The 13,188-nt window shown below is 73.0% G+C and carries 9 protein-coding genes and 1 pseudogene; 7 read left to right on the top strand and 3 right to left on the bottom strand.

The window, feature by feature from the left end; all coding sequences use genetic code 11:
- The first annotated feature begins 13 nt into the window (after positions 1-13).
- The 5 genes and pseudogenes from fxsT (at position 14) to ABH925_RS21660 (ending at position 7,123) form a co-directional block, all read left to right on the top strand.
- Positions 14-3,022, top strand: a complete 3,009-nt coding sequence (fxsT, locus tag ABH925_RS21680; RefSeq protein ID WP_370150290.1) for an FxSxx-COOH system tetratricopeptide repeat protein — start codon at positions 14-16, stop codon at positions 3,020-3,022.
- 459 nt (positions 3,023-3,481) lie between these two features.
- A pseudogene (locus ABH925_RS21675) lies at positions 3,482-3,853 on the top strand (transglycosylase family protein); the annotation flags it as partial.
- A gap of 251 nt (positions 3,854-4,104) precedes the next feature.
- Positions 4,105-4,686: a hypothetical protein gene (locus tag ABH925_RS21670; RefSeq protein ID WP_370150289.1), complete on the top strand. Its 582-nt coding sequence runs from the start codon at positions 4,105-4,107 to the stop codon at positions 4,684-4,686.
- Complete coding sequence (locus tag ABH925_RS21665) at positions 4,676-5,326, top strand: class F sortase (protein ID WP_370150286.1); 651 nt, start codon at positions 4,676-4,678, stop codon at positions 5,324-5,326. The genes ABH925_RS21670 and ABH925_RS21665 overlap by 11 nt, the downstream gene beginning before the upstream one ends.
- A 150-nt stretch (positions 5,327-5,476) precedes the next feature.
- Positions 5,477-7,123 carry an APC family permease gene (locus tag ABH925_RS21660; RefSeq protein WP_370150284.1) on the top strand — a complete coding sequence of 549 codons (1,647 nt, stop codon included), beginning with the start codon at positions 5,477-5,479 and terminating at the stop codon, positions 7,121-7,123.
- 79 nt (positions 7,124-7,202) lie between these two features.
- On the opposite strand, the gene ABH925_RS21655 is transcribed toward ABH925_RS21660, so the two are convergent.
- The 3 genes from ABH925_RS21655 to ABH925_RS21645 form a co-directional block, all read right to left on the bottom strand.
- Positions 7,203-8,942 (bottom strand): class I adenylate-forming enzyme family protein, encoded by a 1,740-nt coding sequence (locus ABH925_RS21655; RefSeq protein WP_370150283.1) that lies wholly within the window; start codon positions 8,940-8,942, stop codon positions 7,203-7,205.
- A gap of 91 nt (positions 8,943-9,033) precedes the next feature.
- Entirely contained in the window at positions 9,034-10,242 is a 1,209-nt protein-coding gene (locus ABH925_RS21650; RefSeq protein ID WP_370150281.1) for a YihY/virulence factor BrkB family protein, read from the bottom strand.
- Positions 10,243-10,402: 160 nt separating this feature from the next.
- Positions 10,403-11,068, bottom strand: coding sequence for a TetR/AcrR family transcriptional regulator (locus tag ABH925_RS21645; protein ID WP_370150279.1), 666 nt, complete (start codon positions 11,066-11,068; stop codon positions 10,403-10,405).
- A 72-nt stretch (positions 11,069-11,140) separates the two neighbouring features.
- Here ABH925_RS21645 and ABH925_RS21640 point away from each other — a divergent pair, with 72 nt between their 5' ends.
- Together ABH925_RS21640 and ABH925_RS21635 are read left to right on the top strand one after the other, a co-directional pair.
- Positions 11,141-12,028, top strand: a complete 888-nt coding sequence (locus ABH925_RS21640) for a metal-dependent hydrolase (protein WP_370150277.1) — start codon at positions 11,141-11,143, stop codon at positions 12,026-12,028.
- A 75-nt stretch (positions 12,029-12,103) separates the two neighbouring features.
- The gene (locus tag ABH925_RS21635; protein ID WP_370150275.1) at positions 12,104-13,186 is read left to right on the top strand and encodes a 2Fe-2S iron-sulfur cluster-binding protein; all 1,083 of its coding nucleotides are present in this window, start codon (positions 12,104-12,106) and stop codon (positions 13,184-13,186) included.
- Positions 13,187-13,188: the final 2 nt, after the last annotated feature.

The following is a 13,188-nucleotide window of genomic DNA, read 5'->3' as shown; positions in this document are numbered from 1 at the left end:
AGGAGTGAGTGACGTGGCCGACCAGTCCCAGGCCCAGACGCACCCGCTGCCCAGCGGCCCCGGCCAGCACTTCACCATCAGCTACGCCGGCTTCAACCGGCCCTGGGCCGCCTGGATCTCGCACCAGCTGTCGGTGCTGGGCCAGCAGACCACCATGCTGCGCTGGGACCCGGGCTCCAAGCCCCCGCTCGCCGAGTCGCTGCGGGATCTGCTGCTGGCCGACGGCCGGGTGCTGCTGGTCCTCGACGACTGGTACTTCCGGCTCGGTCCGCGCAGCGCCGAGGAGTGGTCGGCGGCGCTGCACGAGGTCGTCCCGCAGCACCTGGACCGTTTCGCCGCGGTCAGCGTGGCGACCCAGGCGATGCCCACCGCGGTCGCCGTGCTGCGGCCGGTGGACCTGCGCGACCTGGAGGAGACCGAGGCACGCCGGCTGCTGCTGCAGCGGCTCGGGCTGCGCCCGGCCGGCGCCCCGGCACGGACCGACGGGGTGCCCGCGGGCGCGCCCAAGTTCCCGCTCGACCCGCCGGTGGTACGCCGGATCCCGCGCCGCACGCAGAGCTTCACCGGCCGCGACCCGCTGCTGGAGCAGCTGTACGAGCGGCTGAGCGCCGGCGGGACCGGCGGGTCCCGGCTGGCCCTGCACGGGCCCGGCGGCGTCGGCAAGAGCGCCATCGCGGTCGAGTACGCGCACCGCTTCGGCAACCACTACGACGTGGTGCACTGGATCGACGCCCGCTCCCGGCCGACCGCCCGCGAGCACCTGGCCGACCTGGCGGTACCGCTGCAGCTGTCCGCCGGGCGCGAGATCGGCGCACGGACCCGCGCGGTCCAGGAGTCGCTGCGGGTCGGCCGCCCGTACCAGCGCTGGCTGATCGTGTTCGACGGCGCCGACACCCCGGAGTCGGTGACCGACCTGCTGCCGGAGGGCCCCGGCCATGTGCTGCTGACGACGCTGAACCGGGCCTGGCTGGCCGCCAGCGGCTTCCCGGAGATCGCGGTCGGGCCGTTCCTGCGCGAGGAGAGCGTCGCCTACGCCCGGCGCCGCGCCCCACGGCTCACCCATGACGAGGCCGACCTGCTGGCGGACGCGGTCGAGGACCTGCCGCTGATGCTGGCGCAGACCAGTTCCTGGCTGAACACCAACACCATGCCGGTGGCCGACTACGTGACCCAGATCCGCGGCGGAGAGCTGGCCCGGATCGGCTTCGGCATCGACGAGGACTACCCCAAGGGCTTCCAGACGGCCTGGTCGATAACCCTGAACACGCTGCGCGAGCAGCATCCCGCCGCGGCCGAACTGCTGAAGCTGCTCTCGCAGTTCTCCCCGGACCGGATCCCGGTGCACCTGGTCCAGCAGGCCCGCCCCGGTGACCTGCCGGCCCCGCTCGCGGCGCTGGCGGCCAACCCCATCAGCTGGCACTCGGCACTGGCCCGGATCTCCGACTCCACCGCCGTACGGCTGGACTACCAGGCGGGGCCCACCACCGACGCCGGCGTCGACAGCGTCCGGATGCACCGGCTCTACCACACCTTCCTGCGCACGGAACTACCTGATGAGGAACGCGACGCGATGACCACCACCGCCTGGCAGGTTCTGGTGGGCGCTGATCCGCGCCGGCCCGCCGACAACCGCGAGTGGCCGATCTACGCGGAGCTGATCCCGCAGCTGGAGCCCTCGGGCGCGTTCGAGAGCCCGGACCCGGCGGTCCGCGAGCTGATCCTCAACTGCATCGACTACCTCAAGCTGCGCGGCGAGTTCACCACCGGCCAGGAGCTGTGCGAGCGCGCGCGGAGCCACTGGCAGCGCCGGCTGCCGCCCACCGACCGGGACATGCTGCTGCTGGAGTACCAGCACGCGAACCTGCTGCGCCGGCTGGGCCGCTACCGCCCCGCCGAGGCGATCGGCCGGGCCGTGCTGCGCCAGCTGGCCGACCGTCCCGCCGACGACACCGAGCTGCTGCGCGCCAAGAACGGCCTGGGCGGCACCCTGCTCGCGCTGGCCGAGCTGAAGGAGGGGGCGGAGCTCTACGAGGAGATCTGGACCCAGTTCCGCGACCGGCTCGGCCCCGAGGACCCGAGCACCCTCCAGGCCAGGAGCAACCTGGGCCTGGCACTGGGCCTGCTGGGGCGCTACCGCGAGGCGCTGGTGGTGCACGGCGAGATCCTGGCCATCCGGGAACGGCTGCTGCGCCGGGAGCACCTGCTGACCCTGCAGTCCGGCCAGGCCTACGCCTGGCTGCTGCGGCTGCTGGGCCGCTACCCGGAGGCGGTGTCCCGGCAGGAGCTGAACGCCCGGCTGCACCGCCAGCTCCTGGACGACAACGCGCCGGAGACCCTGCGGGCCGAGCACAACCTGGCCCAGTGCCTGCGCCGCAGCGGCGACCTGACCGAGGGCTCCCGGCTGATGCGCACCGTGGTGACCCGCTCCCGCCGGGTCCAGGGCCAGCGCCACCCGGAGACGCTGATGGTGCAGGCCGACTGGGCGTCCTTCCTGCGCCAGCGCGGCGACCTGGCCGAGGCGGCCGAGCTGTCCCGTACCGTGGCGGACCGCTACCGCGACCTGGTCGGCCCGGAGCACCCCTACGCGGCCGGGACGCTGGGCAACATCGGCCTGGTGCACTGGGCCTACGGCGAGCGCGAGGAGGCGCTGCGGATCGGCGAGGCCTCCTGGCAGGGCATGGTCGCCGCGGTCGGCGCGGACCACCCGTGGACGCTGGGCTGCGCCGTCAACGCGGCCGGTGCCCGGCACCTGGCCGGCGACGAGCAGGGCGCACTGGCGCTCAGCGAGGACACCGTGACCCGGGCCCGGGCCGCGCTGGGCCCGGACCACCCGCTCGCCTTCGCCTGCGCGGCGGCGCTCTCCGCCGACCTGCGGGCGGTTCGCCGCACCGACGAGGCCGAAGCGCGGGAGCGCGAGGTGCTGGAGCAGATGTCCACGGTGCTGGGCCCGGAGCACCCGCACACGGTGGCCGTACGCCGGCGCGACCGCCCGTACTGGGACTTCGAACCGCAGCCGATCTGACCGCATGTGGCCCAGGCCACCGGCGTGGGGCTCCCCGAGGAGGGCGGTACCGCGCTGCGTGGTTCCTGATGCACGGTGCGTGAGGGATTTGGCAGATTTTCCTGTGGTCTGCGGCACTTTGGCAGGTTTAGCCGATTCGCGGGCCCTTGGGAGAACCGGGCGGCCATCCCTAACTCCGACTGAGTTACCGGCAGTAACAGCGCTCTGAGCTGCTGTTATGCGGACAGGCTCGACTTCGTCCGACCCGGATCCTACGTTGGATCCCGGTGCAACGAGCACCTCCCGGATCCCGCTCCAGGGCAGCCCCCTTCCAGTGGCGCCAGACGGAGCGGCCGGTGCGGCGACACGGTCCACACCGTGACCGACCGCTGACCGAGCACAGCAGCCGAATCGAAACCGGCCCCTTCCCCGGGGCCTGGTTCCGGCTGCCTCCGTCCGGGGACTGCCGAGAGGACACGCATGATCTTCCGTAACGAGACCACCACGGCCACCACCACCACCAGCACCCGCAAGCCGAAGCGCCTGCGCGTCATCCTGGCCGGCGCCGCTGTCGCCGTCCTGCCGGTGGCCGGACTCGTCACGGCGACCACCGCCTCCGCCGCCACCCCCTCCGTCTGGGACGCCGTCGCGCAGTGCGAGAGCACCGGCAACTGGGCCGTCAACTCCGGCAACGGCTTCTCCGGCGGCCTGCAGTTCACCCCCTCGACCTGGGCCGCGTTCGGTGGCACCCAGTTCTCCGCCAACGCCTTCCAGGCGTCCAAGGACCAGCAGATCACCGTCGCCGAGCACGTCCTGGCCGCGCAGGGCCCCGGCGCCTGGCCGGTCTGCGGCGCCGCCGCCGGCCTCTGATCGCCGCCCGCAACACCGCCCCGCACTGACGGAGCACCGCACTGACGGAGCCCGCCGCCCCGGATCCCGGGGGCGGCGGGCTCCGTCGTCGCATCGCTGGACCATACAGGTGATGCATATGACCATACTGTTATCCGCCGATCACCGATGGTGATGGTCTTCGGGATTGCCGTGGCGCGTCCCCCGTACCCGGGCCTGGTGCCCGTGGTCCGCGCCGGGCGTCGGAGGTCCGGATGCACCGGATACACACAGCGACCACCAGAGCGGTGACGGTGGGCGCGGCGACAGCGCTCCTGGCCGTGGGTGCGGCCGTCCCCGCCGCAGTCGCGTCGAGCGGCGGCAGCGCGGCCACCATCACGCTGCGCCCCTCCACCGTGGGCGACAAGTCCACCGTCGCGATCACCGTCGACTGCACGGCGTACAGCACGCCCGTGCCCACCCTGGTCTCCTCGCAGGCGTTCAGCACCAGCGTGGAACTGAACCCGGTGCCGGGCCAGAACGGGATGTTCGCCGCGGCGGCGACCATCAACAACGCCATCGACCCCGGCGACTACACGGTGACCGGTTCCTGCCAGCGCTCCGACGAGCGGGCCTCGGCGTTCCAGGCGACGCTGACCGTGCGCGGCGAACGCGGCCACCCCCGGCCCGAGCCCAAGGGCGACGACCAGTCGATCACCGGACCGGTGCACACCGGGGTCGGCGGCAGCAACGCCGGCAGCCCGCTGCAGGTGGCCCTGGGCGGAGCGCTGGTGGTCGGCGCCGGCGGGGTGATGCTGTGGCGCCGCCGGGCGCAGGGCGGTGGCGGTGCCGGCTGACCACGCCGGCCGCACCACCGGACCGGGGAGGCGCTCAGGCAAGCTGGTCGGCGCGGTACTGCTCGGCCTGGTCCTGATCCAGCACGGACTGGTCGGCGGCGGCCCCCCGCAGCCCTCGGCCGCCCAGGACGCGCTGTCGCAGAGCGACTGGACCCAGGGGCCGGCCGCGCCGCCGCTGCCGCCCTCGGTGCCGCAGCGGATCCGGATCCCCGCCATCGGGGTGGACGCCCCGCTGGCGGGGCTCGGCCTGGACGCCCGGCACCATCTGATCCCGCCGCCGCCGGAGCAGCGCGACCTGGCCGGCTGGTACCGCGCGGGCCCGGCCCCGGGCAGCGCGGGGGCCTCGATCATCGCCGGTCACGTGGACAACGCCCACGGACCGGCCGTCTTCTACGGCCTGGGCTCGCTGCAGCCCGGCGGCACCGTCGACGTCCTGCGCAGCGACCACCGCACCGCGACCTTCGTCATCGACCGGGTCGCCGTCTACCCCCGCACCGCCTTCCCCGACCGGCTGGTCTACGGGCCCACCCGGCGCGCCGAGCTCAGGCTGATCACCTGCGGCGGCGGATACAGCACGGCGACCGGGTACCAGGGCAACGTCGTGGTCTTCGCACATCTGGTCGACTCCACGCCCGGCTGACGGCGCTCGGGGCGGGGTCTAACCGGATGTCATGCAATTGCACAGACGGCATGGGTCGCGCTGCCTTTATACAGAGCATATTCTATTCCCTACTCCGATATCGCTGATATCGCCGACTGGAACACGGGTCGGAAGTGGGGTACCCCGCTCATGGCAACAACGACAGCGCCGACCGGGAACAGCCCGGTGGGCCTCAAGCGTGACATTGGTCTTATTGGTCTGACCTGGACCTCTGTGGGCTCCATCATCGGCTCGGGTTGGCTGTTCGGAGCACTCTTCGCCGCCCAGGCCGCCGGCACCGCCTCTCTCATCTCCTGGGGTATCGGGGCGGTCGCGATCATCATCCTCGCCTTCGTGCACGCGGAACTGGGCGCCGCATATCCGGTCTCGGGCGGCACCGGCCGATTCCCGCACTACGCCTTCGGCACCGCGGCCGGCGCGTCCTTCGGCTGGTTCTCCTGGCTGCAGGCCGTGACCGTGGCCCCGATCGAGGTTCTGGCAGCACTCAACTACCTGAGCGTGCACGCCACTTGGATCCAATCGGGAAAGGGCCACCTGACCGGTGGCGGCTATGCGCTCGCCGTCGCCTTCATGGCATTCTTCGTGATCGTCAACTTCTTCGGCATCCGCATCCTCGCGCACACGAACAGTGCCGCAACCTGGTGGAAGATCGGCATTCCGCTGCTGACCATCTTCGCGCTGGCGATCACCCAGTTCCACGGCAGCAACTTCGGCTACCAGGGCTTCTCCCCGTTCGGCGCCAAGGGCGTGCTCTCCGCGGTGAGCACCAGCGGCATCATCTTCGCCCTGCTGGGCTTCGAGCAGGCCGACCAACTCGCGGGCGAGAGCCGCAATCCGCGCCGGGACATCCCGCTGGCGGTCATCGGCTCCATCCTGATCGGCTCGTTCATCTATATCGCCCTGCAGGTCGCCTTCATCGGCGCACTGCCGCACAGCGCCTTCGCCCACGGGTGGGCGAACCTGACCTTCACGGCCAAGGCGGGCCCGTTCGCCGGACTGGCCACCACCATCGGCCTCGGCTGGCTGGCCACCCTGCTCTACATCGACGCGGTCATCTCGCCGGCGGGCACCGGCCTGATCTACACCACCGCCACCTCCCGGGTCTCCTACGGACTGTCACGCAACGGCTATGTGCCCGAGGTCTTCGAGCGCACGACCAAGCGCGGAGTGCCGTGGTTCGGCCTGCTGTTCGCCTTCGTGATGGGACTGGTGGTCTTCCTGCCCTTCCCGACCTGGCAGAAGCTGGTCGGCTTCATCACCTCGGCGAGCGTGCTGATGTACGCCGGAGCCCCGCTGGCCTTCGGCGTGCTGCGCAAGTCCGACCCGGACCGGATCCGTCCCTACCGGCTGCCCGCAGGCGGCTTCTGGTCCCCGGTGGCGTTCATCGTCGCCAACCTGATCATCTACTGGTCCGGCTTCGACACCCTGTGGCGCCTCGGCATCGGCATCGTGCTGGGCTACCTGCTGCTCGGTGGCTCGGCCCTGTTCAAGCTCAACCCCCGTACCCCGCACCTGGACTGGAGGTCGGCGCAGTGGCTGCCGGTCTACCTGCTCGGCATGGGGATCATCTCCTGGCGGGGCGGCTTCTGCAGCGGCGGCCCGGCCTCCACCACCTCGTGCGGCGCCTCCAACAGCATCCCGCTGTGGTGGGACATCGGCGTCGTCGCCGTGTTCAGCCTGGTCATCTACTACTGGGCCCAGGCCGTGCGGCTTCCCGCCGCCGAGACCCAGGAGTACATCGGCACCGTCGACGTCGAGGGCCCGTCCGGCTCCTGACCGCTCGGCTGGTCAACCGACGCTCCGGCCCGCACGCGCCGCCGGTCCCGCAACAGCCGCGGGACCGGCGGCCGGGTGCTCAGGCCGACCCGTCCGACTCGGGTTTGCCGCGCCGCAGTTCGGTTTTGAGGACCTTCCCGGCGGCGGAGACCGGGAGCGACTCGGCGAACCTGATCACCCGTACCCGCTGGTAGGGGGCGACCTGCCGGGCCACGAAGGCGATCAGCTCACCGGCCAGGCCCTCGGTGGGCGGGTGGCCGGGCCGGGGCACCACATGGGCGACCGGGATCTCCCCGGCCTCCGGGTCGGGCTCGCCGACCACCGCGGCCAGGGCCACCGCCGGATGCCGGTGCAGCAGTTCCTCCAGCGGGCCCGGATACACGTTGTAGCCCTTGTAGAGCAGCATGTCCTTGGCCCGGCCGACCAGGAACAGCCAGCCGTCGGGGTCGGTCCGGCCCAGGTCGCCGGTCCGCAGCCAGCCGTCCTGGAACTGCTGCCCGGTCAGTTCCGGGTGCCCGTGGTAGCCGTCGGCGACCTGCGGGCCCCGGGCCCAGACCTCGCCGACCTCGCCGGTCGGCAGCGGCTTGGCGTCGACCAGGTCGCGGATCTCGATCTCGGTGTCGAACACCGGGACCCCGACGCTGCCGAGCGGGGCGGTCCCGTCCAGCAGCGGCGGATGGCTGGTCAGGCCCATGGTGCACTCGGTCAGGCCGTAGCCCTCGGTGACCGCCGCCTCCGGCATCAGCTCACCCAGCCGGGCCAGGGTGGCCGAGTCCATCGGCGCGGCGCCGGAGCTGACCAGGCGCACCGAGGAGAGGTCGGCCCGCTCGATGCCGGGGACCGCGAGCAGCGCGTGGAACAGCGCGGGCGAACCCGCAAGGGTGCTGACCCGGTGCCGCTGCAGCTGCGCGAGGTAGCGGCCCGGCTCGAACCGCCCGGCGACGACCACGGTCACCGCGCCGGCCGTGCACAGGTTCTGCGTGACCAGGCCCATCGCGTGGAACATCGGCGCGACCGCGAGCAGGCTGCCCTCGGCGATCCGCACGGTGTCCGGCCGGATCGCCCCGGGGACGTGGTCGAGGTAGAGCCCGCCCCGGTCGTCGAGGTGCGGCAGCGAGGCGCTGCGCCAGCAGCCCATCTGCAGCGAGTTGGCCACGACCTGGCGGTGCAGCACCCGGACCGCCTTGGACCGGCCGGTGGTGCCGCCGGTGAAGGACAGATGGGCCAGGGCCTCCGGAGAGACCGGCTCCAGCGCGGCCGGCGCCGGACCGGCGAGCAGCCGCTCCACCCGCACCGCCCGCTCCGCGAGATCCCCGGACGGCGTCCTGTCCGGCGCTGTCGTGTCAGGCGCCGTCTCGGGGGGCGCCGCCCCGGCGGGCGCGGCCTCGGTGGCCGGCACGGTGACGACCAGGCGCAGCGGCACCGCCGCGGCGGCCAGCGCCGCGAGCGTCGCCGGATGGCTGATCGCCGCCACCGCACCGGCCTCGGTCAGCTGCTCGGCCAGGACGGCGGGCGGCAGCGCGGGGTTGATCGGGGTGACCACCGCGCCGGACAGCAGCACGCCGTAGTAGCCGACGGTGAACCAGAGCGAGTTGGGCAGGTGCAGCGCCACCACCTCACCCGGCCCGATCCCCCGTTCGCGCAGTCCCCGCGCCAGGCGCAGCGCCCGTCGGTACAGCTCGGCGTAGTCGAGCGCCTCCTCGCCGTCCCACAGCGCCACCCGGTCCGGGTGCCGGCGCGCGGTTCCCGCCAGGATGTCTCCGACGGAACAGGGCGGGTAGTTGATGCGGCGTGGCATTCCGGGCGGCAGCAGGGTCACCGGGCGACTTCCCTTCACGACGGGGCGTCAGCCCAGGATCGTCCCGTCACAGCGCGAGCGGAACCCCGCTGCACGAGGGGGCGCGGGAGCGTCAGGGGGCGGGGGGCTTGCGCGGGGTGTCCGGGGGTTCCGGGGACTCCGGCGGCGGGTAGGGCATCCGGCGACGGCTCTGGCCACGGTGCTGAAACCTGCCGCGCAGGTTGCCCGGCGCCAGGAAGTCCGCCCAGCGCTCCGGGTACTCGGCCGGGGCGTCGCCCTCGGCCTCCTCCCCCTCGGGCGGCGGGTTCGCCGCCCGGTTCCGTACCGCGGCGCGCCGCGCCTCGGCGCGCCGTATCAGCTCGGCCGCGGCCTCCTCGCGGGCGGCCTCGTTCTCGGCGCGCGCCAGCGCGGTCTCGCGGCTGGGCCACATCCGGTCGATCGCGGCGTTCATCGCCGCGCCGATCAGCACCGACAACGCGGTCACCCCGATCCACAGCAGCACCGCGACCGGTGCGGCCAGCGACCCGTACACGGTGGGGCCCTCGACCGCGTGCACCAGGTAGAAGCGCAGCACCCCGCTGCCGACCACCAGCATGATCAGCGCGACCAGCGCCCCCGGCAGGTCCTCCCGCCACGGCGTCCGCACCGGGACGGCCACGTGGTAGAGCGTGGTGAGGAAGACCACCGACAGCACCATCGCGGTCGGCCAGTACAGCGCGTGCACGGTGCCCTCGGCCATCGGGACGGCCTCCACCACCATGCCGGGGCCGGCCACCAGCAACGGCAGCACGACGGTGGCGACTATCAGCGCGACCACGTACAGGCCCAGCGACAGCAGCCGGGTATGGATGATGCCGCGCTTGCCCTCCAGCCCGTACATGATGGTGACGGTCTCGACGAAGACGTACAGGGCGCGGGATCCGGACCACAGCGCGAGCAGGAAGCCGATCGAGATCAGGTCCGGCCGGCCGCCGCTGAACACGCTGGTGAGCAGGGGTTTCACGGTCTGGTCGATGGAGGACTGGGACAGCACGGTGCTGGCCGCGTTGAGGATGTCCTGCTCCACCACCCTGATCGTGCCCGCGCTGAGGTAGCCCAGCGTCCCGGCCACGCAGAGCAGCAGCGGCGGCACGGACATCAGCGTGAAGAAGGCGACCTCGGCGGCCAGCCCGGTGACCCGGTACTCCATGCAGGTGTTGGTGGTGTCCTTCACCAGCTGCCAGGCGACCACCCGGTACGGCACCCTGGCCCGGCGCCCGGCGGCACGCCGGGCACGGGCCCGGTGCCGGGCTCTCGGTGGGTTCTCGCCTGCTGGTCGCACACCTGTGAGGGTATCCAATCCGGCACCTCGTCCAAGCCCACGACCTGGAACTTCTCGGCCCCGCCCGGACTTCGCCACACCCTCGCCACGTCACCGCCCGATCGGTCCCCCGAACGACGCCGAACGACCCCGCCAGGACCCCGCCCCCACCCGGCCAAGGTCAGGCGCGGCGGCCGAGCAGCGGGACGATCCGCTCCCAGTGCCCCGGATCGTCCACGGCGAGCATGACCAGCTGGTAGCAGCCGCGTTCGCAGAGGTCGACCAGGTCCGCGCGGGGCATCCGGTCGCCGGCCGGCTGGTCCAGCCAGGCCGCCACCACCTCCTCGACGAAGGCCTGCCAGCCGTGCAGGGCCAGGTCCACCGCCGGGGTCGGCGGCAGCCCCGCGCCGGTCAGCCCGTCGGTGATCCAGACGGTGAAGGTGGCCCGGATGGCCCGGTGCAGCGCACGCGTCTCCGGGTTGCCGCTGGTACTGGTGAGCCGGACCACGGCCAGGTAGACCGAGGGGTGCCGGGAGACCTGGTCGACGAAGGCCTCGATGCCGGAGCGCAGTTGCTCGCCGAGGCTGAGCGCGGGATCGGGGCGGACGTGGTCCAGCAGTTCGTCCGCCACCGCCCGCAGCACGGCCTGGCGCAGCTTCCGCTGCGAGCCGAAGTAGTGGAACAGCAGTCCCGGCGACACCCCGGCCTCCTCGGCCACGGACTCCACCGAGAGCGCGTCGATGGGCCGCCGCTCCAGCAGGCCGCGTGCGGCGGCGAGGATCTGGACCTTGCGGTCGGTGGGCGACAGCCGGGCACCTGCGAGCCGGGCACTTTCGATACGGGCCATGCGCCCATCCTATTGACTTGCCCTCAATAGGCCCTACTGTTGAGTAACCATCAATAAGGAGGGCGGGTGCCGATGTCCCCGATCACGCCGAAGGACGAGCACCACGGCCTGGTGCTGCAGCCCAGGGACGTCCGGTTCGACTGGTCCGCGCTGCCCATGCACTGGATCCCGGGCGAGCCGCTGGCCACCCACGTCGTCAACGTGCTGCACCTGCTGCTCCCGGAGGGCGAGCGCTGGTTCGTGCGCACCTTCAAGGAGGCGCTGCCGCTGATCAGGGACGAGCGGCTGCGCGAGGAGGTGCTCGGCTTCGTCGGCCAGGAGGCCATCCACGCCGAGGCGCACCAGGGCGTACTGGACCACCTGCTGGCCAAGGGGCTTGACCCGCGCCCGTACGTCCGCCAGGCCGAGTTCCTGTTCCACCGGGTGCTGGGCGAGCATCCGGAGCTGACCGGGACCGCCGCCCGGGAGAACCTGGTCGAACGGGTCGCCATCATCGCCGCCGTCGAGCACTTCACCGCCTTCCTCGGTGACTGGGTGCTCAACGCCGACGGGCTGGAGCGGGCCGGCGTCGACCCGACCATGCTCGACCTGATCCGCTGGCACGGCGCCGAGGAGGTCGAGCACCGCAGCGTGGCGTACGACCTGCTGCAGCACCTCGACCCCGGCTACGTCCGCCGGATCCGCGCCATGACGATCACCGGCCCGGTGCTGTTCCACCTCTGGATCCGCGGCACCCGTTTCCTGATGGCCGCCGACCCGGACCTCGCCCCCGGCAGCGGGCCCACCTGGCGCGGGTACGTCGACGCCTCCCGGCGCGGGCTGCTGCCCCAACTCGGCCGGGCCTCGCGTTCGGCCGCGCGCTACCTCCGCCCGCGGTACCACCCGACCCAGGAGGGCTCCACCCGGCAGGCCGTCGCCTACCTCGGCAGCTCCCCCGCGGCCCGCGCCGCCGCCGTCTGACCCCGCCCTGGGACCCAGGACCCCGCCCCGGGACCCAGGACCCCGCCCCGGCGCACGGACAAGGACCACTACCCCATGAGCCACGAAGTCCCGCTGCCACCCGACCTCTACGGGCGCGGACGCGACGACCGCTTCCTGCGCTTCCTCGACGCCGTCACCCGCTTCTACCTGCCGATCAGCACCAGGAGCGACCGCTACGGGCGCCGCGTCTTCCCGCCCGAGCCCGGCCCGCTGCGCCTGGTCGTCACCGACCGCGAGGCGGCGGCCGAGGACGTGGTGGCGCTGCGGCTGGCCGCGCCGGACGGCGGACCGCTGCCGCCCTGGCAGCCCGGCGCCCACCTGGACCTGGACCTGCCCTCCGGCCGGCGGCGGCAGTACTCGCTCTGCGGCGACCCGGCCGACCGCAGCGGCTACCGGATCGCGGTACGCCGGCTGCCGGACGGCGGCGGCGGGTCGGTCGAGGTGCACGACGCCCTCCACCCCGGCGCGCGGCTGACCGTCAGCCGACCGCGCAACGCCTTCCCGTTCGCGGGCGACCGCTCGGTGCTGCTGATCGCGGGCGGCATCGGGATCACCCCGATCCTGCCGATGGCCCGCGAGGCCGCCGCCCGCGGCCTGGACTGGCGGCTGGTCCACGCCGGGCGCTCCCGCGCCTCGATGCCCTTCGCCGACGAGCTCGCCCGACTCGGCGCGGACCGCGTCGAACTGCTCGCCGACGACGAGCACGGCACCCCGGACGGCGCCGACCTGCTCGGCCGGGCCGCCCCCGGCGCCGCCGTCTACGTCTGCGGACCCGCGCCGATGCTGGACGCGGTACGGACCGCGTTCGACGCCAGTGGCGCGACCGCGCTGCACTTCGAACGCTTCGCCGCGGCCCCGGTGACCGACGGCCGCCCGTTCACCCTCCGGCTGCGCCGGAGCGGCACCGAGCTGCCGGTCCCGGCCGACCGCACCGCCCTGGACGTGCTCAGGGAGTACGACCCGGCCACCCCCTACTCCTGCCGGCAGGGCTTCTGCGGTGTCTGCCGACGGCAGGTGAGGTCCGGCACGGTGGAGCACCGCGACCGCAAGCTGACCGACCAGGAGCGGGCCGCCGGCCAGATGCTCGTCTGCGTGTCCCGCGCCCCCGAGGGCGAATGCCTGGAACTGGACGGATGACC

The sequence above is a fragment of the Streptacidiphilus sp. EB129 genome (assembly GCF_041262645.1).
In the GTDB taxonomy this organism is placed as follows: Bacteria; Actinomycetota; Actinomycetes; order Streptomycetales; family Streptomycetaceae; genus Streptacidiphilus.
The sequence above is the reverse complement of the archived record's forward strand: the minus strand, read 5'-3'. Positions and strand labels throughout refer to the sequence as shown.